The organism is Microbulbifer celer, from assembly GCF_020991125.1.
In the GTDB taxonomy this organism is placed as follows: Bacteria; Pseudomonadota; Gammaproteobacteria; order Pseudomonadales; family Cellvibrionaceae; genus Microbulbifer; species Microbulbifer celer.
The window spans coordinates 1,264,785-1,289,874 of the sequence record NZ_CP087715.1; the positions used below are offsets into that span (position 1 = coordinate 1,264,785).

General features: G+C 56.5%; 22 protein-coding genes. 19 read left to right on the forward strand and 3 right to left on the reverse strand.

Annotation, left to right across the window (positions count from 1 at the left end; genetic code table 11):
• Positions 1 to 21: 21 nt before the first annotated feature.
• From LPW13_RS05120 to LPW13_RS05165, 10 genes are all read left to right on the forward strand, one after another.
• Complete coding sequence (locus LPW13_RS05120) at positions 22 to 558, forward strand: YaeQ family protein (protein WP_230438356.1); 537 nt, start codon at positions 22 to 24, stop codon at positions 556 to 558.
• A 44-nt stretch (positions 559 to 602) separates the two neighbouring features.
• Positions 603 to 1,085: a YajQ family cyclic di-GMP-binding protein gene (locus tag LPW13_RS05125; protein ID WP_230438357.1), complete on the forward strand. Its 483-nt coding sequence runs from the start codon at positions 603 to 605 to the stop codon at positions 1,083 to 1,085.
• Between the two features lie 116 nt (positions 1,086 to 1,201).
• Positions 1,202 to 2,077, forward strand: coding sequence for a hypothetical protein (locus LPW13_RS05130; protein WP_230438358.1), 876 nt, complete (start codon positions 1,202 to 1,204; stop codon positions 2,075 to 2,077).
• A gap of 11 nt (positions 2,078 to 2,088) precedes the next feature.
• Complete coding sequence (locus LPW13_RS05135) at positions 2,089 to 2,673, forward strand: uracil-DNA glycosylase family protein (protein WP_230438359.1); 585 nt, start codon at positions 2,089 to 2,091, stop codon at positions 2,671 to 2,673.
• An 85-nt stretch (positions 2,674 to 2,758) separates the two neighbouring features.
• The gene (gene ung / locus LPW13_RS05140; protein ID WP_230438360.1) at positions 2,759 to 3,481 is read left to right on the forward strand and encodes a uracil-DNA glycosylase; all 723 of its coding nucleotides are present in this window, start codon (positions 2,759 to 2,761) and stop codon (positions 3,479 to 3,481) included.
• A gap of 177 nt (positions 3,482 to 3,658) precedes the next feature.
• A complete protein-coding gene (locus LPW13_RS05145; RefSeq protein ID WP_230438361.1) occupies positions 3,659 to 6,457 on the forward strand; it encodes a type I restriction endonuclease subunit R in 2,799 nt (932 codons plus the stop codon).
• Positions 6,454 to 7,968: a restriction endonuclease subunit S gene (locus LPW13_RS05150; protein ID WP_230438362.1), complete on the forward strand. Its 1,515-nt coding sequence runs from the start codon at positions 6,454 to 6,456 to the stop codon at positions 7,966 to 7,968. The genes LPW13_RS05145 and LPW13_RS05150 overlap by 4 nt, the downstream gene beginning before the upstream one ends.
• Complete coding sequence (locus LPW13_RS05155) at positions 7,968 to 10,805, forward strand: TrlF family AAA-like ATPase (RefSeq protein ID WP_230438363.1); 2,838 nt, start codon at positions 7,968 to 7,970, stop codon at positions 10,803 to 10,805. The genes LPW13_RS05150 and LPW13_RS05155 overlap by 1 nt, the downstream gene beginning before the upstream one ends.
• Positions 10,806 to 10,816: 11 nt before the next feature.
• Positions 10,817 to 12,397 carry a Fic family protein gene (locus tag LPW13_RS05160; RefSeq protein ID WP_230438364.1) on the forward strand — a complete coding sequence of 527 codons (1,581 nt, stop codon included), beginning with the start codon at positions 10,817 to 10,819 and terminating at the stop codon, positions 12,395 to 12,397.
• A 9-nt stretch (positions 12,398 to 12,406) separates the two neighbouring features.
• Positions 12,407 to 13,891 (forward strand): class I SAM-dependent DNA methyltransferase, encoded by a 1,485-nt coding sequence (locus LPW13_RS05165; protein WP_230438365.1) that lies wholly within the window; start codon positions 12,407 to 12,409, stop codon positions 13,889 to 13,891.
• A gap of 191 nt (positions 13,892 to 14,082) precedes the next feature.
• Here LPW13_RS05165 and LPW13_RS05170 read toward each other — a convergent pair whose 3' ends face one another.
• The gene (locus LPW13_RS05170) at positions 14,083 to 14,703 is read right to left on the reverse strand and encodes a hypothetical protein (RefSeq protein ID WP_230438366.1); all 621 of its coding nucleotides are present in this window, start codon (positions 14,701 to 14,703) and stop codon (positions 14,083 to 14,085) included.
• Positions 14,704 to 14,718: 15 nt separating this feature from the next.
• Here LPW13_RS05170 and LPW13_RS05175 point away from each other — a divergent pair, with 15 nt between their 5' ends.
• Both LPW13_RS05175 and LPW13_RS05180 read left to right on the forward strand, forming a co-directional pair.
• On the forward strand, positions 14,719 to 16,107 hold the full coding sequence (locus LPW13_RS05175; RefSeq protein WP_230438367.1) for a hypothetical protein: 1,389 nt from the start codon (positions 14,719 to 14,721) through the stop codon (positions 16,105 to 16,107).
• Positions 16,108 to 16,665 (forward strand): hypothetical protein, encoded by a 558-nt coding sequence (locus tag LPW13_RS05180; RefSeq protein WP_230438368.1) that lies wholly within the window; start codon positions 16,108 to 16,110, stop codon positions 16,663 to 16,665.
• Between the two features lie 211 nt (positions 16,666 to 16,876).
• Here the strand turns inward: LPW13_RS05180 and ygfZ are convergent, their stop codons facing one another.
• Entirely contained in the window at positions 16,877 to 17,950 is a 1,074-nt protein-coding gene (gene ygfZ / locus LPW13_RS05185; protein WP_230438369.1) for a CAF17-like 4Fe-4S cluster assembly/insertion protein YgfZ, read from the reverse strand.
• A 153-nt stretch (positions 17,951 to 18,103) separates the two neighbouring features.
• On the opposite strand from ygfZ, the gene LPW13_RS05190 reads away from it, so the two are divergent.
• Positions 18,104 to 18,349 (forward strand): FAD assembly factor SdhE, encoded by a 246-nt coding sequence (locus LPW13_RS05190; protein ID WP_230438370.1) that lies wholly within the window; start codon positions 18,104 to 18,106, stop codon positions 18,347 to 18,349.
• Entirely contained in the window at positions 18,324 to 18,800 is a 477-nt protein-coding gene (locus LPW13_RS05195; RefSeq protein WP_230438371.1) for a protein YgfX, read from the forward strand. Before LPW13_RS05190 ends, LPW13_RS05195 begins: the two co-directional genes overlap by 26 nt.
• A 10-nt stretch (positions 18,801 to 18,810) precedes the next feature.
• On the opposite strand, the gene nadB is transcribed toward LPW13_RS05195, so the two are convergent.
• Positions 18,811 to 20,445, reverse strand: coding sequence for an L-aspartate oxidase (gene nadB, locus LPW13_RS05200; protein ID WP_230438372.1), 1,635 nt, complete (start codon positions 20,443 to 20,445; stop codon positions 18,811 to 18,813).
• A 186-nt stretch (positions 20,446 to 20,631) separates the two neighbouring features.
• On the opposite strand from nadB, the gene rpoE reads away from it, so the two are divergent.
• The 5 genes from rpoE (at position 20,632) to ycjG (ending at position 25,073) form a co-directional block, all read left to right on the forward strand.
• Positions 20,632 to 21,246 carry an RNA polymerase sigma factor RpoE gene (gene rpoE, locus LPW13_RS05205; RefSeq protein ID WP_230438373.1) on the forward strand — a complete coding sequence of 205 codons (615 nt, stop codon included), beginning with the start codon at positions 20,632 to 20,634 and terminating at the stop codon, positions 21,244 to 21,246.
• Positions 21,247 to 21,408: 162 nt separating this feature from the next.
• Entirely contained in the window at positions 21,409 to 22,098 is a 690-nt protein-coding gene (locus LPW13_RS05210; RefSeq protein WP_230438374.1) for a sigma-E factor negative regulatory protein, read from the forward strand.
• 101 nt (positions 22,099 to 22,199) lie between these two features.
• Entirely contained in the window at positions 22,200 to 23,327 is a 1,128-nt protein-coding gene (locus tag LPW13_RS05215) for a MucB/RseB C-terminal domain-containing protein (RefSeq protein ID WP_230438375.1), read from the forward strand.
• Between the two features lie 77 nt (positions 23,328 to 23,404).
• Positions 23,405 to 23,917: a SoxR reducing system RseC family protein gene (locus LPW13_RS05220; RefSeq protein WP_230438376.1), complete on the forward strand. Its 513-nt coding sequence runs from the start codon at positions 23,405 to 23,407 to the stop codon at positions 23,915 to 23,917.
• Positions 23,918 to 24,110: 193 nt separating this feature from the next.
• Complete coding sequence (gene ycjG, locus LPW13_RS05225; RefSeq protein ID WP_230438377.1) at positions 24,111 to 25,073, forward strand: L-Ala-D/L-Glu epimerase; 963 nt, start codon at positions 24,111 to 24,113, stop codon at positions 25,071 to 25,073.
• Positions 25,074 to 25,090 lie beyond the last annotated feature (17 nt).

Below are 25,090 nucleotides of genomic sequence, written 5' to 3' on the forward strand. Positions count from 1 at the left end.
TCTTTTTTCCTGAGGGATGTAATGGCACTTAAAGCGACGATCTTCAAAGCCCGGCTGCAGATTGCGGATATGGACCGGGATTATTACGCCGAGCACGGTTTGACCCTCGCCCGGCACCCGTCGGAAACGGACGAGCGCATGATGGTGCGTCTGCTGGCCTTCGCGCTGAACGCCCACGACCAGCTGGCGTTTACCCGCGGTCTTTCCAGCGATGATGAGGCGGATCTGTGGCAACACAGCCTGAGCGGCGAGATCGAGCACTGGATCGAAGTGGGTGTACCCGCTGAAGACCGGATTCGTAAAGCTTGTGCCCGCGCAGACCGGGTGACGGTCTATGCCTACGGTCAACGCACTGCTCCGGTTTGGTGGCAGAAGCTGGAAAGCGCTGTGCAGCGCTACCGCAATCTGAATGTATTTTTTCTGCCGCCGGAGACCTGCGATGCACTCGCCGGCCTGGCGGCACGCAATATGGATCTGAACGCCACCATCCAGGATGCTCAGGTCTGGCTGGCCAGTGATGCGCAGAGCGTCGAGGTGCAGTCGCAAGTCTGGAAATAATCTAACCCCGTTGAAGGGGTCATCACAGGAACAGGAAGCTGATTATGCCTTCATTCGATATCGTATCCGAAGTAGATAAACACCAGTTGACCAATGCGGTGGATCAGGTAAACCGCACCATCACCAATCGATTTGACTTCAAGGGTGTGGACGCGGAAGTAGAGATGTCCGAGTTCTCCCTGGTGCTGCGCGCCGAGTCCGATATGCAGGTGCACCAGATGGTCGATATGCTGCGGGCGGCCCTGATCAAGTGCGATATTGATCCATTGGCGATGGAAGTGGGCGATGAGGAGCAGTCCGGCAAGCAGGTCAAGATCCCGGTGTCCCTGAAAAATGGTCTCGACAAAGAACTGTCAAAAAAGATCATTAAAATCATCAAGGAAGAGAAACTGAAGGTGCAGGCCTCTATTCAAGGTGATCAGGTCCGGGTGACCGGCAAGAAGCGTGACGACCTACAACAGGTCATCGCCATGTTGCGTGGTAAGGAACTGGAGCAGCCTCTGCAGTTTAACAATTTCCGCGATTGATACGCACAGGAGGGTACCGTTTGTTCACTTTGAAGTCGTGCCGTTGTCTGGTTGCCGCCATGTTAGGGTTGTGCTCGCAGGCTGGTGCTCAGACGGTACCCGTAAGTGACGCAACATTGCTGAACAGCTGGTGGATTGATGGCAGCGAGGGCCTGGATATTTCGGGTCTCAGCTTTTGCAATGGAGAGTTGCTGGCAGTTGCGGATAAATTTTCCGACCGCTATTACCGACTTTTGCCGCAAAACGGGCAGGAGCAGGTGCCGCTGGTGCAGCGGACCCTGTTTGCGCCACCGGATCTGCCCCGGGATCAACCCGTTTCCCTGAAGACGCGTGCCATACACTACGCGAACTTTCAGGGGCGGATGGACTTTGAAGGGATTACCTGTGACGAAGATGGCGTTTACCTGCTGAGCGAGCGTCATAATCGTCTGGTGACGTTTTCGGGGTCGGGTGAGCGGTATAGTGGTGAAACTCTTCGCGGCCGCTGGCTGCCACAAAGGTGGTCAGAGTCTGCGCGGGCAAATGGATACCTGCAGAAGTTCAACGGCGAGAGCGAAGGAGTAGTTAAAGTCGGTGGCGATTTCTGGATTGCGCTGGAGCGGGAACCCCGTGGTCTGTTACATCTTCGGGACGGAGACATTGAGGGAAGTGAGTACCATGACCTGCCGGGTGCGGGCCTGGACTTTTATGGTCGCTCCGAAGATGTAACCGGTCTCGCTTTTTATCGCGGTGGTCTCTACACCCTGGAGCGCAACGCGTACGCAGTCTGCCGACGCTCGTTCGACAATCTGACTGCCCAGTGGTGTATCCGTTATCGTCACGTGGAAGAGTCCCCCGAGAAGGCTTACCTGGAGCGGACCTACGCCAAGGCTGAGGGGCTGGCAATCAATGATGCCGGTATCTTTATCGTGCTGGACAACAACGGTGTGGGGCGTGTCAGCGCGCCGGATGATCGGCGCGGCCTGCTGATGCAGCTGGCACATCCCGAGTAGTGGTTCGTATTTTGAGTGATCGCAGGCTGATCAAGCTGTTGGAAGAAGTGCGCGCCTGCAGGCTGTGCGAAGAATATCTGCCGCTCGGTCCGCATCCGGTGTTGAGTGCGGACCGCTCCGCAAGAGTCCTGATCGTCGGTCAGGCGCCGGGTACCCGGGTGCACGAGACGGGTATTCCCTGGAATGATCCGTCCGGAGACCGTCTGCGGGACTGGCTGCAGGTAGATCGGGAAACCTTTTACGACGCCTCCCAGGTTGCCATTATCCCCATGGGATTCTGTTATCCCGGCCGCGGCAAAGGCGGCGATCTGCCGCCGCGGCCGGAGTGCGCGCCTACCTGGCACGCGCGATTGCTGGCGGAATTGCCCGATATCCAACTGACCCTGCTGATCGGCCAGTATGCCCAGCGCTACTATCTCCCACACTGGTATGGCAGCATAACCGAGAACGTGCGCCACTTCGCCGATGCACTGCCCCACAAACTGTTTCCCCTGCCGCATCCGAGCCCGAGAAATACCCTCTGGCTAAAGCGTCGACCATGGTTTGAAGAGGAAGTGGTACCGGTATTGCGCCAGCAAATTCACAAGGTTCTTTAGAGCCTCACCGTCCTCAATAACCTGTACGGTGGATAAGCCCCAGGCGAATCCATCTCGTGCGCTTAAGATTTCGGAAAGTACGAATATGCAAAATTCCCACACCGTCAAAATAGAGCCGAGCTGGTATTCGGTGCTGGAATCGGAATTCAACAAACCCTACATGGCAGAGTTGCGTCAGTTTTTACAGCAGGAAAAGCAGGCGGGTAAAAACATCTTCCCGCCCGGTGGCCAGATTTTCAACGCCTTTAATTCCACACCTTTCGATCAGGTAAAGGTGGTCGTACTCGGCCAGGATCCCTACCACGGAGCGGGCCAGGCCCACGGGCTCTGCTTTTCGGTCATGCCTGGCGTACGTATTCCACCTTCACTGCAGAATATCTATAAAGAGCTGCAATCCGATCTGGATATCGCGCCGCCCAACCATGGCTGCCTGCAGCCTTGGGCGGAGCAGGGCGTATTATTGCTGAATGCAACGCTCACGGTCGAGGAGAGTAAAGCCGGTGCGCATCAGGGACGCGGTTGGGAGCAGTTTACTGATGCCGCCGTACACGCACTGGCGGAGCAGCGGGAAGGGCTGGTGTTTATTCTCTGGGGCAGCTACGCGCAGAAGAAAGGCGCCTTTATCGATCGCAACAAACACCTGGTGCTGCGTGCCCCGCACCCCTCGCCGCTGTCGGCGCATCGGGGGTTCTTCGGCACCCGGCCGTTTTCGCAGGCCAATGCCTATTTACGGGAACGCGGAGAGGTGCCTATCGATTGGGCGCTGCCCGCCGCTTCGGGGCTGCAGCGGGTAGCGGTAGAGGTATAAAGTTGTAGCAGTAAGGCCCCGTACTTTGGATGTGAGTATCCCCTGACAATGGCGGCTAGCACGATTCAGGGAGGGGGCATGCCGCGATAACACTTTCCGTGGCCAATTGCGCCAAAGCGCCGCCTCGCATAACCTATGGGGCAAACTGAGAATAACGTCACAAGAATACTGTTTTGCATGGCCACGGAAACCCCTAACCAGAACCCCGAACAGCGCGCCCGCGACCGCATAGATCGCCAACTCGGCCAGGCCGGTTGGCTGGTGCAGAGCAAGAAGCAACTCAACCCCCATGCCGGCCCCGGCGTAGCGGTGCGCGAATACCAGACCGACGTGGGCCCGGCGGACTATGTGCTGTTCGTCGAAGGCAAGGCCGTGGGGGTGATCGAGGCCAAACCGGAAGACTGGGGCCACAAGATCACTGGCGCCGAAGAGCAGGCCGAGGGCTACGCCAACGCCCGGCTCAAGTGGATCAACAACAAGGCACCCCTGCCGTTCATCTACCAGAGCACTGGCGCCATCACCCGCTTCACCAATGGCCGCGATCCCGCCCCGCGCTCGCGGGAAATCTTCCACTTCCCCCGCCCGGAAGAGCTGGCCCGCTGGCAGGAGCGCCTGGACGACAGCCAGAGCACTTTGCGAGAGGGGTTGAAAAGCCTGCCACCGCTCAATACCGATGGCCTGCGCGACTGCCAGATCAAGGCCATCAATAACCTGGAAGCGTCCTTCAAGGAGGATAAACCCCGCGCCCTGGTGCAAATGGCTACCGGTTCCGGTAAAACCTATACGGCCATCACCGCCGCCTACCGCCTGCTCAAGCACGCCAGGGCCAAGCGCATCCTGTTTCTGGTGGATACCAAAAACCTGGGTGAACAGGCAGAGCAGGAATTCATGGCCTATGTTCCCAATGATGACAACCGCAAATTCACCGAGCTGTACACAGTGCAGCGGCTCAAGTCCTCTTTTGTGGCCAGCGACAGCCAGGTATGCATCAGCACCATCCAGCGCATGTACTCGCTGCTCAAGGGTGAAGAACTGGATGAAGCCACCGAAGAAGACAACCCGGCCGAAAAAAAGGGCCTGAAAAAAGAGCCCCTGCCGGTGGTTTACAACGAAAAGATCCCCCCGGAATTCTTCGATTTCATCATCATCGACGAATGCCACCGCTCCATCTACAACCTCTGGCGGCAGGTGATCGAATACTTCGACGCCTACCTGATTGGCCTTACCGCTACCCCGGATAACCGCACCTACGGCTTCTTCAAAAAGAATGTGGTCAGCGAATACGACCATGAAAAGGCCGTCGCCGATGGCGTCAACGTGGGCAACGAGGTCTACCTGATCGAAACCCAGAAGACCAAAAGCGGCGGCGTGATCGAAGCCAGCCAACAGGTAGAGAAACGCGAACGCCTCACCCGTAAGCACCGCTGGGAAACCCAGGACGAAGACGAAGTCTACAGTTCCAAGCAGTTGGACAGAGACATCGTCAATCCGGACCAGATACGCACCGTCATCCGCACCTTCAGGGACAAACTGCCGGACATCTTCCCCGGCCGACAGGAAGTGCCCAAAACCCTGATCTTCGCCAAAACCGACAGCCACGCCGACGACATCATCCACACCGTGCGCGAGGAATTAGGCGAGAGCAACGCCTTCTGCAAGAAGATCACACACAACGCGGACGACCCCAAATCCGTGCTCAACCAGTTCCGCAACGACTACGATCCGCGTATAGCCGTCACCGTGGACATGATTGCCACCGGCACCGACGTGCGCCCGCTGGAATGCCTGCTCTTCATGCGTGACGTGAAAAGCAAGAACTACTTCGAGCAGATGAAGGGCCGCGGCACCCGCACCCTGGACAAGGACGGCCTGAAAAAAGTCACCCCCTCCGCCAACAGCGCCAAGACCCACTACGTCATCGTCGATGCCATCGGCGTTACCCAATCCGTAAAAACCGCCAGCCAGCCGCTGATCACCAAACCCGGCATCTCCCTGAAAGAACTGGCCATGGGCGTAATGATGGGCGCCGCCCGCGACGAGGACAGCGTCTCCTCCCTGGCCGGTCGCCTGGCCCGCCTGGACAAACAACTGGACGACAAAGACCGAGCCCGCATCAGCGAAAAAGCCGGCGGCACGCCACTGACCCTGATTGTTGGTGAACTGTTCAATGCCATCAACCCGGACGTAGTGGAACAGAAAGCCTGCGAAATCGCCCGGGTACCGGCGGACAGCAACCCCGGCGACGACGCCCGGGACAAAGCCCGCGATCAACTGGTAGGGGAGGCCGCCAAAGTCTTCAATGGCGAACTGATCGAACTGCTAGACACTATCCGCCGCGAAAAGGAACAGACCATCGTCCACGAAGACCTGGACGAAGTGCTGAAAGCGGAGTGGGCCGGTGAAACCCGGGCCAACGCCGAAGCCCTGGTACAGGACTTTGCCGACTATCTCAACCAGAACCGCGACCAGATCGAAGCCCTGACCATCTACTTCCAGACCCCGGCCCGTCGCAGTGAAGTCACTTTTGAGATGATCAGAACCCTGCTCGACGCCCTGCAACAGGACAGGCCCAAGCTGGCTCCGCTCAGAGTCTGGGCAGCCTACGAACACCTAGACAACACCCGTCATTCCCGCGAAGGCGGGAATCCAGTGTCTGAACTAACCGCGTTAGTCTCCCTTATCCGCCGAGTTTGCGGTCTGGACAAAGAAATCACCCCTTTCACCGCCACCGTAAAGGAAAACTTCAAGCGCTGGATCTTCCAGCGCCACAGCGGCGCCGGCGAAAAATTCAACGAGGAACAAATGACCTGGCTCACCCTGATCCGCGATCACATTACCAGCTCCTTCCACCTGGAGCGCGACGACCTGGAAATGGCGCCCTTTGACAGCAAAGGTGGCCTGGGGAGAATGTATCAGTTGTTTGGGGATCAGATGGATGGGGTGATTGAGGAATTGAATCGGGAGTTGGTGGCGTGACAGAGGTAAGCTTGCCTGCTGGATGGAAAGAAACAAGTCTGGAAAACCTTATTGCCTTCGCTTTGGGAGGCGATTGGGGGAAAGATGAATCTTTCGATGATCCTGACTATGTTGCTGTTCGGTGTATTCGCGCCTCTGAAATCAAGAGATGGGAGGAGGAAAAAGGGCAAACAGCCGCATTAAGGAAGATCAAGAAGTCGAGCCTTGAGAAGCGAGCGCTAATTGAAGGCGATATTCTTGTTGAAATATCTGGAGGGGGGCCTGAGCAGCCGGTTGGAAGGACTGTCTTAATTGATAAGGCTGCACTTTCCCAGCATCCAGGTGTTGAAAAGGTGTGCACAAACTTTTTTCGCCTTATTCGACCTTCATCAATGGTTTATCCTAAGTATCTAAGTTATTTCCTCCATAGCTTTTACAAGTCGGGAAAAATATCTGACTATCAAGGAGGAAGTAACAATCTTAGAAACCTCAAATTTAAAGACTATGTGACTATTACTGTTCCATTGCCACCGATTGATGAGCAAAAGGGTATTGTCGCCAAAATCGAAACCCTATTTTCCGAACTCGACAAAGGCATCGAATCTCTGAAAACCGCCCGGCAACAACTCAAAGCCTACCGCCAAGCCGTCCTAAAACACGCCTTCGAAGGCAAACTCACCAAACAATGGCGCCAACAAAACCCCGACAAACTGGAATCCCCAGAACAACTCCTCGCCCGCATCCAGCAGGAGCGCGAACAGTGCTACCAGCAGAAATTTGAAGAATGGAAGCGGGCCATTAAGGCCTGGGAAGGCAGTGGCAAGGAGGGGAAGAAGCCCTCAAAACCAAAAAAAATCAAAGAGATATCCACCCTAGATAGCGAGGTTCTTTCCTCGCTTCCAGAAACCCCTCCAGGTTGGATGTGGGGAAAACTTGGCTTGATGACCTGTGGGGTTGAATATGGAACTTCGGCTAAATCCTCTGGTGTGGGAGATGTTCCTGTCGTGCGGATGGGAAACCTTCGAGGCGGAATTATTGATTGGTCTGACTTGGTCTTTACATCTGATAAAGAAGAGATTGATAAGTACTCGTTACAAGAAGGTGACGTTCTGTTCAATAGAACCAATAGTCCAGAGCTGGTGGGGAAAACGGCTATCTACAAAGGTGAGCAGGAGGCGCTGTTTGCTGGATATCTTATCCGGGTGAACCATATTCCAAGTATCGTGGATGGGCGGTATCTTAATTATTTTCTGAACTCTTTAATTGCGAAGGGATACGGGAATACGGTCAAAACAGATGGTGTCAACCAGTCAAACATCAATGGAGAGAAGTTACAGGGATACCCTTTCCCGTTCTGCTCTTTGGATGAGCAGGTGGAAATTGTAACTGTGCTTGACGAAAAACTTTCTACCGCCGAAAAAACATTGGAAGAGATAGGGGCGCAACTTGACAAGGCCGGAGCTCTCCGACAATCCATCCTGAAAAAAGCCTTTTCCGGCAAATTTCTCCCGAAATATAGACAGGAACAATAATGATTACGCCGTGTTACAAAGGAATGCGTTGGCTGAAATGTGATCTTCAGATGCAGACGCCTGCTGACTCTCGTCACTGGCAAGGAGATCGCCTTAAATCTGGCCAGGAAGCCGTGGCAGCGAAGGAGTTCGCCGAGGCTTGTTACTACGCTGGGTTGGACATAGTAGGAATAACGGATCACAACTTCCTAAGTAAGAACTTTATTCCCCATTTGCAGTCCGCCTTCGAGGAGCTTGAGCGCGAGCATAACCACAGCGTCTTCCTATTTCCTGGATTTGAATTTGAAGCAGCCGGGGTTGGGCGTGGCGCTCACATACTCTGCTTGTTTGAGCCTAAGGCTGAATTAGCCCAGCTCGATGCCATCCTCACAGAGTGTGGTGTTGCGTATCCAAGAGTTGGAGCAGACGGCCAACTGGCAAAGTCCGACAAAAATCTCAAAGACATATTGCGCATCGTTCAAGAAAAGCATGGTGGCATCGTGATCATGCCACACGCGATGAGTAATGATGGGATTTTCGATGACGAATCTATTTCAAATTGGTTGCAGCAAGATCAGTTTACCAATCCCGAACTGCTGGCGATTGAAGTTCCAAGACCTGTTCACCTCATGTCGGCGGGATATCAACGTTTGCTGAAGTCAGGGGGTGATTGTCAACCAGGGTGGAGTCGTGTACGCCCGATAGCAACGCTGATGTCCTCGGACAATAAGAAGCTAATTGACTGTGATCATGAAGAGGCACCAACACCCAACAGTATTGGTTACCGATACTCCTGGATAAAAATGTCGGCCCCTTCCATAGAATCGCTTCGGCAGGCTTTTCTTGATCACCAGTCTCGCATTGTTTTGCCGGAAAATGTGGTGAAAGATGTACATCCTGCCGATCGTGTTCGCCAAGCGGTAATTCAGTCTCTGTCGATTAAGAACGTAGCTTTCCTGGGCGATCAGGAGATTCACTTCTCATCAAACATGAATTGTGTGATTGGTGGTCGCGGAAGCGGAAAATCCACCTTGCTTGAATACCTGCGTATTATTTTTGGCAAGGATAAACCAGAGGACATTGATGCGGGCACGAGAAGCCGAATCAAACGGGTTCGGGACACCCTGAACCAACCAGGAGCAGAGCTTGAAGTGTCCTGGGTTAGCGCTGATGGCGTGGAAGATCGTATCGTATGGCAAAACGAGCAGCCTGCTGTACAACGCGATGATATGCATGATCCTGAGACGTTCTTCCAGAGCTTGCCTATCCGCTTCTTCAGCCAACAGCAGCTCAATCGTCTCACCGAGTCAAAAAAAGGGGATGACGGGCAGATACCCCAGGCACAGCGCCTGTTGGAACTGGTCGACGGGTTCGCTACAAACGAACTTTCTAATCTAGATGATCAGGAAAGAAAGCTGAAGCTTAAAATGCAGGCATCATTTTCCAACCTTCGGCAAGCCAAAGCGTTAGAGAAAGATCTCAAAAAATCCCAGCAAGAATATCAGGAGCTTGATCGCCAGTGGAAAGCACGAAGTGAGATTCAGGCAGATGCAATCAGGCACCAAAAACTAAAGGCGGAAAGCCGTTATCTCGACTCTCTCTATGGAAGTCAAGGGAGGCAATTCACAGATGTTGCCGAGCTCGCGGACGTTGTAGTGAACTCCCATGCTTCGTTTCAGATTGAAGATGCGCCCCATGGTCCTTGGCTTGAGCAGCTTGACGAGAAGGTCAAACAGGCCAAAGAGAGCCTTGCAAAGCATATTCGCCAAGCTGTTGAGCAGTACCAGAAAAGTGTTGAGTCGTTCAAGGCCGATGACCCTACTTGGAGCGCGATCCAGCAGGATCTTGATCAGGCCGATACCAAGTTTAGTCAGGCGTGCGCCGCCAAGGGGCTGACCCCTGACGATGTGGGGCACTTAAAGGAAGTTGATCAAGCCAGGGCCAAGAAGCAGAGAGAAATTACTGAGCTTCAGGCTGAAATCAAGAGATTGAAAGACGAGGCTGGCGACCCCGAGGTGCAGGTCCAGCTACTACATCAAATTTGGCAGGAACAACTACAAAAACGGGTTGAAGCTGCGAATCGCGCAAATGATCTAGCGGTTCTGACTGAGGAGCAGCGCAAGTTCATAGAAGTGACGGTGCAATATCAGTTTGACCAGGCTAGTTTCTCGGAGCTATGGAGTCACTTTGGCCCTAAAGACGGTCGAACCGCCCTGGCCCGCTCATGGAGCGATATAGGGCAGGCATTGATGGACCGATTCAGTCAGATACCAGACTGTAATCGCACTTCCCCCTGGGAACTGTTGAGAAATCTCTACCATGACAATGGCGGAGAGGGCGCTCAGCAACTTTTTCAGAATCAGGCTGGTAACCTCAAGCAGCACATCGTGGAAAACATAGAGAGCTGGGACCAGCTTCGGTTATCTCGTGTGAAGGATGTCGTTGATTTAAAACTGTTTCGATCTGATGGCTCAGTTGCCGGGAGCATCTCTGAAGGTTCCCTTTCCGACGGTCAACGCAATACCGCAGCGCTCGCCTTGCTGCTAGCTCAGAATGGCGGCCCCCTTGTGATAGATCAGCCCGAAGATGAACTGGACTCAAATTTTGTGTTCAAGGAGCTGATACCGATGCTTCGCAAGGTGAAAGCCGGTCGTCAAATCATACTGGCAACCCACAATGCCAACCTGCCAGTAAACGGTGATGCCGAGTTGGTTTATGCGCTTGAGGCCAAAGGTGGAAAGGGGGCGGTTCGCGCACAAGGAGGACTTGACGAGGCGAGTGTTACAGCCTCTGTCCTCGATATCATGGAAGGCACGGAAGAAGCTTTTAGACGCCGGCGAGAGAAGTATCACTTTTGAGCAGCCAGAAAATGACTTCCAAACTCCCCATCAACCTCGACTCCCTGCTCCACCACCGCACCATCGAAAGCGAGCGGGTGGAATACAAGACAGGCTGGAACCCGGAAGCAGTGCTGCACAGCATCTGTGCCTTCGCCAATGATTTTCACAATCTGGGCGGCGGCTATGTGGTGGTGGGTGTCGAAGAGCAGAATGGGCAACCCCTGATTTCGGAAGAAAGGCCGCCCGTGGGTTTACAGCCAGAGCAGATCGACGGCATCCAGAAGGAGCTGCTGAACCTGGGCAATGCGGCCATACAACCACCATATCATCCACTCACCGCCACTTATGAGGTGAAGGGCAAACTGATTCTGGTGCTGTGGGTACCGGGCGGGGAAACCCGGCCCTACAAGGCCAGAACCCGCCTGGGTGACAAGAAGGCGGATTGGGCGTACTACCTGCGCAAGCACACCAGCACCGTGCGCGCCAAAGGGGCGGACGAGCGGGAGCTGTTGTCGCTGGCGGCGACGGTGCCGTTTGATGACCGTTACCGGCAGGGGGCCAGTCTCACCGATCTGTCACCCCACCTGATGCGCGAATTTCTCCAGGAGATCGGCAGTGAGTTGACCGCCGAGGCCGCCACCCTCGATGCCGAGGCGCTGGGGCGGCGCATGAATGTGGTGGGTGGCCCGGCGGGGATGGCCTTCCCCAAGAACGTGGGGCTGCTGTTTTTCAACGAGCACCCGGAGCAGTTCTTCCCGGCCACCCAAATCGACGTGGTGTATTTCCCCGATGGGCCGGGCGGTGACCGCTTCGAGGAAAAGGAGTTTCGCGGCCCGCTGGGGCGTATTACCCGCGATGCGGTGGATTACATCGCCCGCAATTACCTGAAGGAAACCGTCATCAAGCACCCGGACCGGCCCCAGGCCGAGCGCTTCTGGAACTATCCGCTGGCGGCCATTGAAGAGGCGGTGGTAAATGCGGTATATCACCGCTCCTATGAAATCCGCGAGCCGATCGAGGTGCGTATCATCCCGGAGGAGCTGATGGTGCTGAGCTTCCCCGGCCCGGATCGCTCCATCCGCATGGAGGATCTGCAGGCGGGCCGCGCCGTCAGCCGCCGCTACCGCAACCGCCGCATTGGCCAGTTCCTGAAGGAACTGGATCTCACCGAGGGCCGCTCCACCGGCATTCCCAAGATTCTGCGGGTCATGCGGGCCAACGGCTCTCCTACTCCGATCTTTGAAAGCGATGATGAGCGCAGCTCGTTTTTGATTCGCTTGCCTGTGCATGAGGGGTTTACCGGGGAAGTCACCGGACAAGTAACCCAGCAAGTAACCCAGCAAGTAACCCAGCAAGTAACCCAGCAAGTAACCCAGCAAGTAACCCAGCAAGTAGAAGCCTTGATTTCGGCCTGTTCGGGAGAAATGAGCCGGTCTCAATTGATGGAAGCCCTGGGCCTGAAAGACCGGGTGAATTTCAGCAAAGCCTATCTGGAACCGGCGTTTGAATCTGGCCTTTTGGAAATGACCCAGCCCGACTCCCCGCGCAGCCCCACCCAGAAATACCGATTAACCAAAAAGGGCAGGCAGTGGCTTGCCCGCAAGCAGTAAGGACCCCGAATGAGCCCCGCAAGTGCCCCGATCATTTCCAAAGTCTGGAGTTTCTGCACCACCCTGCGCGACGATGGTGTGGGCTATGGAGACTATCTGGAGCAGCTCACCTACCTGATCTTCCTGAAGATGGCGGATGAGTACGCCAAACCGCCCTACGAGCGGGAGGTGGGCATCCCGAAGAAGTACGCCTGGCCAACCCTGAAGAACAAGAAGGGCGCTGAGCTGGAGGTGCATTACGTCGAGCTGCTGATGGCGCTGGGCAAAAAGAAAGGATTACTGGGGCAGGTGTTCACCAAGGCCCAGAACAAGATCCAGGACCCGGCCAAGCTGGCGCGTCTGATCGAGATGATCGACAGCACCCAGTGGCTGGTGATGGGGGCCGATGTCAAGGGCGATATCTACGAAGGGTTGTTGGAGCGCAACGCCGAGGATACCAAGTCCGGTGCTGGGCAGTACTTCACGCCCCGTGCGTTGATCCGGGCCATGGTGGAGTGCGTGCGCCCGGAGCCGGGCAAGACCATTGCCGACCCGGCCTGCGGCACCGGTGGCTTCTTTCTCGCGGCCTACGATTTTCTGGTGGAAAACCACAAGTTGGACAGGGAGCAGAAAGACTTCCTCAAGCACGACACTTTTGCCGGCAATGAGATTGTTGCCAATACCCGCCGCCTGTGCCTGATGAACATGTTCCTGCACAACATTGGCGAGATAGACGGCGAGGGCGCGGTGTCGCCCAACGATGCCCTGGTGGCGCCGCCATCCGACACCGTGGACTATGTGCTGGCCAATCCGCCCTTCGGCAAGAAGAGCTCCATGAGTTTTACCAACGACGAAGGCGAGCAGGAAACCGACGACCTCACCTACAACCGCCAGGACTTCTGGGCCACCACTTCCAACAAACAGCTCAATTTCGTGCAGCATATCCGCGCCATGCTGAAAACCACCGGCAGGGCCGCGGTGGTGGTCCCGGACAATGTGCTGTTCGAGGGCGGCGCCGGTGAGACGGTTCGCCGCAAGCTGCTGGAAACCACCGACCTGCACACCATCCTGCGCCTGCCCACAGGCATCTTCTATGCCCATGGGGTCAAGGCCAACGTGCTGTTTTTCGATAACCGCGAAGCCAGCCCCAAGCCGTGGACGAAGAAGGTATGGTTTTACGATTACCGCACCAATATTCATCACACCTTGAAGAAAAAGCCGCTGCGCTTTGAGCATTTGGAAGATTTCATCAAGTGCTACAAGCCGGAGAACCGCAACAAGCGCAGAGCGACATGGCACCCGGAGAAAAGAACAGATGGGCGTTGGCGCAGCTTCAGCTATGAGGAGTTGGTTGCCCGGGACAAGGCAAGCCTGGATGTTTTCTGGCTGAAGGACAAAAGCCTGACCGACCTCGATAACCTGCCGGAACCGGATGAGCTGGCGGAAGAAATCATCGAGAACCTGGAGGCGGGGCTCAACAGCTTTCGGGAGGTTTTGGGGCAGTTGCGGGGGTGAGTGGCTACTCAATACTCCAGTTTCGGAGTTCAGATCGAAAAAAAAATCGTCATAGATCCGCGTACTTCCGCCCCTCAATCTTCGCATGGACCACTAGCCTCCTAAAGTAAGCGCCGCTGAATACAAACCACCGACAGATGGGTAAACCGTAGCGAGTTGATTGCCCCGGAGCGTTAAGTTAGGCTCGGCGGTCACTTTCGGAACTGCAAGTGGATAAGGAAATGTCTCTTTGCGAACTCACGGATGACTTGGGTAATTTGTACCATCTCTCGGTAGGTCACCGATTCTTTCCTGTAGACCCAGGTGAATATTTCGCGGCTGTGGAGGCCGTTCAGCGGATCGATGGAGGACAACTGTTCAGAGCCGAATACGAAATATTCCACCCTCACAACATTGAACCCCGCCAGAGCTTGGAGCAGCGTCTGGGCCCAAACTGGCTGCACACCGCAAGTCTGGCGGCCTCCTATCTTTATCCCGGGCATTGGGGCATCATCCTCGATGCCATTCGCCACGGCGAGCTGCGTTTCAGCAAAATCGCCTCCGCCAAACCGGCCACACCAGTTGAAGAAGATAACCGAAGTATACTTCGGGTAAAGATTCGTCAGGCCCTGGCCGCGATCATTGTTCAGGAAATGGCTGAAGCCCGCCGGCACGCGCGTGCAATGGCAGTGGAAACGCCTATTAACCGCAAACTGATCCTCGCTGGTGGTTTTCTGACGAGCTTGGGAAATGCGGGCGCGGACTTGGTCCAGTGGCTCAAGGAGGTCAACGATGTAATCAGCCCTCTGCAGCGCAGCCTTCGGGGTATTCATGCCAGTCACCGGGCTTTGCAGAGCTATGGTGAAGAAGGCGAAGGCTTTCTGGCCACCTATCAGGATGAATATCTCACGGCGGAAAAGCGTGAAGTGGTACAGGTACTCGGCTTCGACCCCACCGCTATCACCCGGGAGCAATTCCACCAAGCCACGGAACTCGCCGACCTGATCTGGGAAGACCCGGCCCTGCAGGCCGACCTGCGCCGCTTCGTAAAGGACTACGTCAAAGCACAGCACCCTATCGAAATCACCGAATTCGCGGGCGCCGCGGCCTTTGAGGTACTTTTTACTGTAGTGCTGGTGGCGATCACCGCCGGAACTGGCCTTGGGGTCAGCCTGGCAGCGCAGACCAGACACCTCGCCCGCTTTCGCAGAGTGGGAGAGCTGTTGGTGGAATTTGGGGAGCAGGTAAAAAAGGCCAGGAGCCTCAAAAGACACGGCAGATCGGAAAAGCCAGCGCCCGACTTCGCCGACTTTGAAGTTCTGGAAGAGGCTGATGCACCCAAACCGGTCGAACCCGCCTCCACAAGCGACAAGCCCAAGTCAAAGGGAAAGACCGATTTCAGCCAGCGCAAAGGCATCCCGCCGGCCTCGCTCGATGATGCCGTGGAGCGCCTCAACTCCATGAAGAAGGAGATTGCCAGAAACGGCTATCAGCCCAAATATAGCGACGCGGAACTGAAGGCCATGGTGGAGGCTGGAGATGTCTCCAAAGAGCGCTATCAGGTACGCTTTATGGAAAGCCGCTACCTTACCTTCAATGGTGGGCCCGGGTTACTGGGCGCGCCCATGCGGGGTGTCAGCGGCAGTGGCGCCAAGTACTGGTCCACCAGTTTCGATCAGCTGGAAGATGCGGATACCGATGTGCGCGTGATTTCAGAGAAACTGGGGCTGGACTACGACCCAAAAAACAAATACGCCCTGATCGTAATCGACGCCGAAAAGGCCGCACCGCTTACCGGCGTTAAAAGCGTACCGGCCACGTTTGATAATGTCAGTGAGTTTGCCAATATGGAATTGCCAGATAAATTCCCCAAGGAGTTTACCGATGCGGCGATGACGCCGGAGTTTCAGGACCTGTATACGCGGCATTATCAGGCGGCGGTGGATGGGGGCTTCCTCAAAAACTCCTGGTCTACCGATACGAAAAGATTTGGGGAATACCTCGATACCACCGACCTTTCCCTGGAAGACATGGAACTCCTTAAGCAACGCATGGAAATGCAAAGCAAGGTAGGAAACAACCAGTACTACGAGGGCAATGGGCTAACCAGAGACAACATCGCCGAATCCGACAATAACTTTGGTGCGGTGGAAACCCTTAATTTTGAACGAAAACCGGTCAACCTGCAGCAACTGGAAGAGGCCGGGGCCATAACTTATGTCTCCAAGGGGTTATAAATGAGCTGGATACAAAAACCGAAATACCCGGTAAAAGAACAGTTACCTAAAATCGAGCACCATGAGCAGATTCCGTCCGGAGCAGTGGAACTCGCCCGAATGATAGAGCCCAACGAGGACGACATAATGGTCCTCGTTCGGCAAGGCGACTACCTGTCTATTTTGCAAGCAGATAAAGAGCCGAGAAAGCTCAGAAATGGAAAACTCATATATTCCTGTAGCCAAAACGATTTTCCACTGGGGGTTCTGCCATGGTTTTCCAAGGCCCTCACCGAATTCCAAAAACCACCGGCAGAAGGTGGGCTGCACGCGGGCGCTATGACTAGTCCGGACGAGGAAGTGGAAGGGGAGATGCTTTGTATTGAGCGCGCGATGAACGCGGGCCCTGGTATAGGTGGCTATGCTGTTGTTAACTGGTCCCGGAAAAGCCGATTGGTGCGTTTAGAGGGACACTTTAGACCGCAAGAAGTCACCTTCGCAGACAACCTCCTTTACGATTCTGGAATGCTAGACCTTGTCAAAGACCTGGGTGAAAAGTACCGTCGCGGCGAGCTGTAGATTCCCGCCGTACCATCAAAGAGCAATACAATCGGGCCACGGAACTCGCCGACCTGATCTGGGAAAGCCCGGCCCTGCGCCGCTTTACCACGCGCGAGGCCCTTTTTATTTTCAGGTCAATGAGTTACGTGATTTTTCACTCCAAATGAACTCCGAAACTCGGCTTTTTCTGCTTCCGTTAAAGGGTCCATGAATAGCATGGAGCCAACTGTCAATTGGCCAGCGGATCCGCCTCGGCATCGTAGGGCAGTTCCAGTAATTCCAGCACGCGTCCATCCGCCAGCTGCAGGGTCTCGCCATCTGCGACCTTGCGGTTGGTCAGTACTGCGAGCATGTCGATCGTTGATCCTCCTTCGCAGGCGAGTACCAGGTTACCCACGCTGGAACCGCCGGTGGCGGTAAAGATTTCGTCGCCTGGTGCGGGCAGTTCGCCGTTGTCGATACGTGCCCGGTACAGTCGACGCTTGGCGGCGCCCAGATATTGCATACGGGCGACCACTTCCTGGCCGGTATAGCAGCCCTTCTTGAAGTTGACCCCGCCCAGTACCTGCAGATTCAGCATTTGTGGAATAAACATTTCGCTGGTGGCGGCGTACAGCTGAGGAATGCCGGCATCAATTTGCTGTTGCACCCAATGCGAGTAGTTGCCGGGCGTGGCCGGTTTTTCTGCAAGTTTTTGCCACAGGTCCGCGGCCTGGTCTATCGGCAGGCCGATTGCCACCTGTCGCTCCTGTAGCATGACGGCGATGGCGCGGTGGCCGTTGTGATCGAAAGTAGCCAGTTTCCCGGGAGTCAGATCGTCGCTGCTGTGGTGGGCCAGGCTCAGCAGGTTGCTGGCACTGGTGCCAGCTTCGCGACCGCTGAAGCCGAGCCAGTGGTAGGTGTCGCTGATGTCGGTGAGTTCGGTTTTGAAAAACACCGCGTATTTTTTCAGTGCCGCCAGCGCGATGGGGGCCAGGTCCCGGGGCAACAGCAGGATGAATTCACTCTGGTCGATTTTCAGGGCCTGAAATGCGCTGATCATCCGTCCCTTGGGGTTGCAGTGGCTGCCCAGTGTGCTGTGTCCGTCCGGTAGGTTGACCAGATCACAGGTGAGCTGCCCCTGGAGAAACTTCTGGCTGTCCGGTCCCGTGACCGAGATAGCCCCGAGCGGGCTCAGGTCAACCAGTTGTAGCTCGCCCTGTTGTAGCTCGACGTTGTGGGCACTTTCCGTAAAACGGGCGGCGCCGTTCTTCCACTGGGCGCCCATGCCGGTAAGAAAGTCCTGCCACTGCTGTTGATCCATACTGCGCTCACTGGTCCTGATAGGGGGTCTGAATGGGGTGTCTGGTAAGAGTCTGCTGAGAAATCTGCTGAAAAAGAGTATCTGGGGATTTTCCGCAGGATTTCAAGGTTGCGGTATACTCCGCGAAATTTCGACAGCAATTTGGAAAGAAGTATGGATCGCAATCGCCTGTTTTGGGCCAGTCGCCGCGGCATGTTGGAGCTGGACCTGGTGCTGCAGCCGTTTCTGGAGAACGTGTACGAGACCCTGGCGCCAGAAGATCAGCAGCGCTATATCAAGTTGCTGGATGAACAGGATCAGGATCTGTTCTCTTGGTTCCTGCGTCGCGAAGATCCGCAGGATGAAGACCTCAAGCGTATCGTGCAGATAATCCGTGACAACACCGGCCTGCAGGAATAATCCCTCCCACCAGAACGCCCCTCGCGCTCATCCGGAGCGCAGCGCCAGGTTATCCTGCAATCTGGCGCCTTCCCTGTTGCTGCGTGGCTTGCTCGCCTTGGCCGCGCTGCAGTCGATCACCTTTCTCGCCCTGGCCGGGCTACCGCCGGGGGTGTTTGTGCTATTGCTGGTGGCCGCAACTGTCGTCGTCATAGCCGAATATCGTCGCCTCAATGCCATCAGCGGGCGGTTGACCACCCGTGAGCGCCGCTGGTTCTGGCGCCAAGGGGGGCTGCAGCGGGAATTCCAGTTCCGCGGTGAGCTGGTACTGTGGCGCTGGCTGATTGTCATTAATGGGCGCGACCTGGACGGCAGGCGGGTACAGCTGGTGTTGGCGCGGGACAGTGTCAGTGGGGATGACTGGCGCCGCTTGCAGGCGGCGCTGCGCTATTCCCGCGCCGGCGCCACCTGAAGTCCCGTGCTTATGTGGGCTCGATAAATTGCTGTTGGCCGGCAAAGTTTTCCGGTACCAGGATGGTGTCCATGGCCAGTTCCCGTAGACCCTGATAATCCAGCGAGTAATGCAGACCTCGGCTTTCTCGCCGGTCCAGTGCCGAGCGGATGATCAGCTCGGATACGACCGCCAGGTTGCGCAGTTCGATCAGGTCGCTGGTAATCCGGTAGTTGGCGTAGAATTCCCGGATTTCCTGCTGTAGCAGTTTCACCCGGTGTTGCGCCCGCAGCAGGCGTTTGCGGGTGCGCACAATACCGACAAAGTCCCACATAAACCGCCGCAGCTCATCCCAGTTGTGCGAAATCACTACGTCTTCGTCGGAATCGGTTACCCGTGAGGCATCCCAGGCCAGTGCGGGGCGTGGCGGGGTGACTTTGCCGATGGTCTGTTCAATATGCAGTGCGGCGGAGCGACCATACACCAGGCACTCCAGCAGGGAGTTGCTGGCCAGCCGGTTGGCGCCGTGGAGGCCGGTAAACGTGGTCTCGCCGATGGCGTAGAGCTGGTCCAGATCCGTACGGCCGTGTTCATCCACCATGACGCCGCCACAGGTATAGTGGGCCGCGGGCACCACCGGAATCGGCTCTTTGGTGATGTCGAACCCGTATTCCAGGCACTTTTTATACACCGTAGGGAAGTGCTCGCGTACAAACTGGGCGTCCTTATGGGAGATGTCCAGATAGAGGCAGTCTGCCCCCAGGCGTTTCATCTCATGGTCGATGGCGCGGGCGACAATATCCCGCGGAGCCAGCTCTTCACGTTTGTCAAAGCGGTGCATAAAGCGCTGGCCGCTGGGTAGTTTGAGTTGTGCCCCTTCGCCGCGCAGGGCCTCGGTGATCAGCATCGACTTGGCTTTGGGGTGATAGAGGCAGGTGGGGTGGAACTGGTTGAATTCCATGTTTGCCACCCGGCAGCCTGCGCGCCAGGCCATGGCGATGCCATCGCCGCTGGCGCCGTCGGGATTACTGGTGTACAGATAGGCTTTTGAAGCGCCACCTGTGGCCAGTACGACCGCGCGGCCCTGGAAGACCTCTACCTGTTCATTGGTCTTGTTGTACACGTAGCAGCCAGCGCAGCGAAAACGGCCGGTATTGGCGTCTGGCTGGCGGATCAGGTCAAGGGCGATATGGTGCTCAAAGCAGTCAATATTGGGGGTGTTGCGGACCTGTTCGATCAGGGTGCTGTGCACCGCACGGCCGGTGGCGTCGGCGCTGTGGATGATACGCCGGTGGCTGTGGCCGCCCTCTTTGGTAAGGTGGTACTCGCCGCTGTCTTCGCGGGTAAAGTCGACGCCTTCATCGATCAGCCACTGAATGGCATTGCGGCTGTTTTCCACCGTAAATCGCACTGCGTCCGGGTGGCAGAGGCCGGCACCGGCATCTAGAGTATCGGCTACATGCGCGTCGACCGAATCGAGTTCATCCAGGACAGCGGCAATGCCGCCCTGGGCAAACCAGGTGGAGCCATCCTGCAGGCGTTGTTTCGACAACAGGGCTACTCGATGGCGCTTTGCGAGGTGCAAAGCCAAGGTCAGGCCGGCGGCACCACTGCCAATGACCAATACATCGTAATCCTGTGACGGTGCGTTTTCCTGTTCGTTCATAGAGTTTTCATAGTCCGAAGGGGGGCGTAGTATACGCGATCTTGAAATTTGCTGGTTGGCAGAGCGCTGGCGGCATTAAATTCAATGGCCCGGGGAACTTATGACCGGCTTCTGGTGTCTGGTACTTAACAGAATAATCCTCGGCTCCGCGTTCCGATGCGGCGGGGTCGGTTGTGGGAGTAGGGGATGACAGCGCAACAGGCGTCACCAAGTGACCGCCAGCTGGTAGAACGTGTTCAAAAAGGCGACAAGCGCGCCTTTGACCTGCTTGTGCTGAAGTATCAGCACAAGATCATGGCGGTGGTCAGCCGCTATATCAGCGATCATGCAGAAGTAAACGATGTGGTGCAGGAAGCTTTTATCAAGGCCTACCGTGCCCTGGGCAACTTTCGTGGCGAAAGTGCCTTTTATACCTGGATGTACCGCATCGCCATCAATACTGCCAAGAATCACCTGGTGTCTCGCAGTCGCCGGCCACCGGCAAGTGACGTCGATCTGGAAGACGCCGAATTTTACTCCGGCGCAGATCTGCTGCGGGACAATGAAACCCCTGAGAACCAGTTGTTCCGGGATCAGCTCGAGGCCACGGTGCATCGCGCCATCCGCGAGTTGCCGGAAGATCTTCGTTCCGCAGTGACGCTGCGGGAGATGGAGGGGTTGAGCTACGAAGAAATCGCAGAAGTCATGAGTTGCCCTGTTGGTACTGTGCGTTCGCGTATCTTCCGCGCTCGGGAAGCGATTGACCGGGCGGTCCAGGCGGCAATGGCCGGTGAACCTGAGCCGGTGGATGGTCGTGGGTGAGTCGTGATCTGAGCGAAAGCCGTAAAAAATCCCCCGATTTCTCCGTATGCAGTAAAACTTTTTACGCGGTGGGTGGTCTCAACAGACAACACAAGAGGCGACAGTTGGCGCCTCGGTTTTGCACTCAAATACTTTGAAGCACATTTAAGAGGGTTGCCCCGTATGACACACGGGAATCATCAACAGAGGCTCAATGAGTCGCTATCTGCGCTAATGGATGGTGAGGCAGGTGAGCTGGAGGTTCAACGCCTGTTAAAGGCCAGTGAATCTGGCGCTGCTGCTGAAGAGGTCCGCATGCGGTGGTCCCGCTACCAGTTGGCGGCCAGTGCCATGCGCAATGAGCAGGTGGCCCCTGTGGATCTCGGGTTGGCAGCCAGTATTTCCGCTGCGATTGCCGATGAGCCAGCACACACTGAATCTCCCGTCCCTGAGGCGGCCAATGATGCGCCCCGCAGCCGTTGGTGGCGACCGCTCTCCCGCGGTGCCGTTGCAGCCACGGTGGCTTTTGCGGCGGTACTTGGTGTGCAGCAGATGCAGGCGCCAGAAAGCGATAACTCGGCAATGGTTGCGGAGATCGAGCGCCCTGCGCAGCCAGCGGTACAGTCTGCACCACAGCCCAACGGATTTGCGGTGCCGTCTCTCAACACCCGGGCAGTAGGTACTGCGGCGCCACTGGTGGTGTCCGAACAGCGCGGAGAAAGGCGCGTGCCGGTACAGGTAGTACCGTCCCCAGAGTTGATGCGCCACTTGAATCGGGTGATGGTCGAGCACTCTGAGCAGGCCGCACAGATGGGTAGCCAGGGGATGTTGCCTTATGCCCGAGCCTCTTATGGCGAGCGCCCAGCGGAGTAACTGTCCGCCTGAACCACTAGGCGCCACCCGTCAGTGCCACTAACGTCAATAATCAGGCCCGGAACGGGCGCTGGCTTGGCGAGAACCAATTAAGAATGATCATGCCGAATTTGAAGCTCATGCATGTACTCAAAGCCAACAGCGTGCTGTTGGCTTTGTCGTTCCTGATCCCTGCAACTCCGTTACAGGCACAGCAGGCTCCCGAAAAGCTCCCTACAAGCTCGTCCGAGTCCTCTGGGGCGACAGAAAAGACTCCTGTACCGGTGTTGCAGCCAGATCAATCGGCGCCTGAGAAGCCTGAATCGGGGCAAGAGCCAGAGGCGGTCGCGCCGCCTGCTGATACAGCCGCGCCTGCAGCTGTGTTACCGGAATCCGGAGCGGATACCGCTGCGTCAGTGCGTGTATGGCTGGAGAAGCTCGCAGAAGCCGTGACCAGTCTCGAGTACAGTGGGCTGGTGGCCTTTGAGCATCAAGGCATGCTCGAAACCCTCGAAGTGGTGCACGGATTGCGCAGTGGCGAGCAGGTGGAGCGGGTGCGCTATCTGAGTGGGGCGCCCAGAGAGTTGGTTTCCCGGGGGCACACAGCACACTGCCGGCGCGATGGAAGTCCGCTGTCGCGCGCGGGCCTGTGGACCAATATGGGCCAGAAAAACGTCCAGAGTCTGTATCACTTTTTGCTGCGCGGCACCGAGCGTGTAGCGGATCGCGACACGGTAGTGATTGAGGTTCGCCCGCGTGATATTCACCGGTTGGGGATGGTCATCAGTCTGGACAAGCAAACCGGCTTGCCATTGAAATCCATGCTGGTGGCCAGCAACGGCCAAGTGTTGGAGCGTTATCAATTTGTACAGTTGAACCTGAAGCCGGTTACCGATAAGGCGCTGCAGGCTCAGTCTGAAGTAGTGCGCGAATCGGATAGTGCGGAGGGGTGTGGCAGTACCGTCAGTCGCTGGGAGTTGCGTTGGGTGCCGCCGGGTTACAAGCCGGTGGCTACGCGGGAGCTTGCAGATGGTGAAATGCTGGTTTATAGCGATGGTTTGAGTGTATTTACGGTCTTCGTGCAATCCCTCGGCCCGGAAATGCGCTTTACCGGTCGCGCTGTTCGCGGCGCTACCGTGGCATACATGGATGGCCTGGAGGATAAAGGCGAACGTTATACGGTCACTGTCGTCGGGGAAATCCCGGAAAAGACAGCGCAGGTTTTAGTTCGGGCGGTGTCTGTCAAGTGAGTCGCCACGGGCAACAGGGTCAGTACCAACACCAGTGCCAGCAAGAGTCGGGTGGACATCCGTGCGTGGAAACCTAAATGATTGAAGAGCGTGGTAGGGTGGTGGCGATCGAGAGCGACGCCGTCTGGGTCGAGACTGTGCAGCGCAGCGGTTGTCACGGCTGTGCGGCAAAATCCGGCTGTGGTACCGGCCTATTGGGTGACTTCTGGTCGAAGGCTTCTCAGGTGCGGGTGCCTGCGAGCCAGTCGCAAGTAGATGATGTCACGCTGCACGATACCGTGGTGATTGGTATCCACGAAAATACGCTCGCGGTCAGTGCCCTGGTGGTGTATCTGTTGCCATTGCTGGCGCTGGTTGGGGGCGCGATGGTGGGGGAATCCCTGGTTTTCAATCGGTGGCCGTCGGGCGAGCCGGGCGCTATTCTGGGGGCCGTGTCCGGTTTTGTTCTGGGCGGGCTGGCCGTGCGGTGGTATGGCTTGCGGAATCGGAATAATCCCGCGATGGTGCCACAGTTTCTGCGTATCGAACGGCAAACACCCTGTGCGACTACGCTGGCGGAACAAGTGGTTACGATAGTCTCCCCCAAATAGCCCTCCTCAAAGCATTCATCGTATCGCCAGGCCCTTTCCGGGCTGGCAGCTACTCCTGTCTTGTTCCGCTCTTCCCGTCACCTCCCTGGTCACGCCGACTTGTTTTGTTTTCCTTTCGGATTCCCGCGGTTTTGTCAGCGATAGCGCGGGGTTCTCTACACTGAAGAGAGAGTGTGTTAACGGAATTCACCCTATGTTGCAGGTTCGCTGTTTTCCGGAAAGCTGGCCGCTGAAAACTGCCTTCGTTATTTCCCGTGGTGCGCGTACTACGGCAGATGTGGTCGTTGTAGAGGTTGAAGACCAGGGAGGGCGGATAGGTGTTGGCGAATGCACCCCTTATGCCCGCTATGGCGAGAGTGCGGCGTCCGTGTTGGCTGAAATTGCGACTGTGGTTCCGGCGCTGGCGTCCGGAATGGATTGCGATGCACTGCAGGCCATTTTGCCCGCTGGTGCGGCGCGCAATGCCATCGACAGCGCGCTGCGGGATCTTCAATTCCGCAAGGGTGCACAAGAGGGGGTACTGGCTGATCGCAGTGGTCAGTTTCTGCCTACCGTGCAAACCTTGGTCATCGATAGTCCGGAGGCGATGGCGGTGGCGGCTGCGACGGCGGTCAGCGAAGGGGTGCGCGTGTTGAAGCTGAAGCTGGATCAGGAGCAGGTACTGGAACGGGTGCGCGCGGTGAGTGCCGCCGCGCCCGACTCGGATCTGGTGATCGATGCCAATGAGGCCTGGTCGCAAAGGGGGTTGCCGGAACTATGCGTACAACTGGCGGACCTGGGGGTGACGATGTTGGAGCAGCCTTTACCGGCAGATGCCGATGATTTCCTGGAAACCTTTGACCATCCGCTGCCGATCTGCGCTGACGAGAGCTGTCACACCAGTGCAGACCTGCCGCGGCTGGCAGGGCGCTACGACATGGTCAATATCAAGCTGGATAAAACCGGCGGGTTGACCGAGGCGCTGTTGCTGGCAGACGCCGCTGAAACGCAGGGGTTTGAGTTGATGCTGGGGTGCATGTTGTGCACCTCCAGGGCGATACGGGCGGCCTGGCCTCTGGGAGCGCGCGCCCGATTTGTCGACCTGGATGGCCCGACCTGGTTGGCGAAAGATGTGTCACCGCTCAGGTTTGAAGCCGGTAAAGTGTACTGGACATGACGCCAGTTATCGGTGAA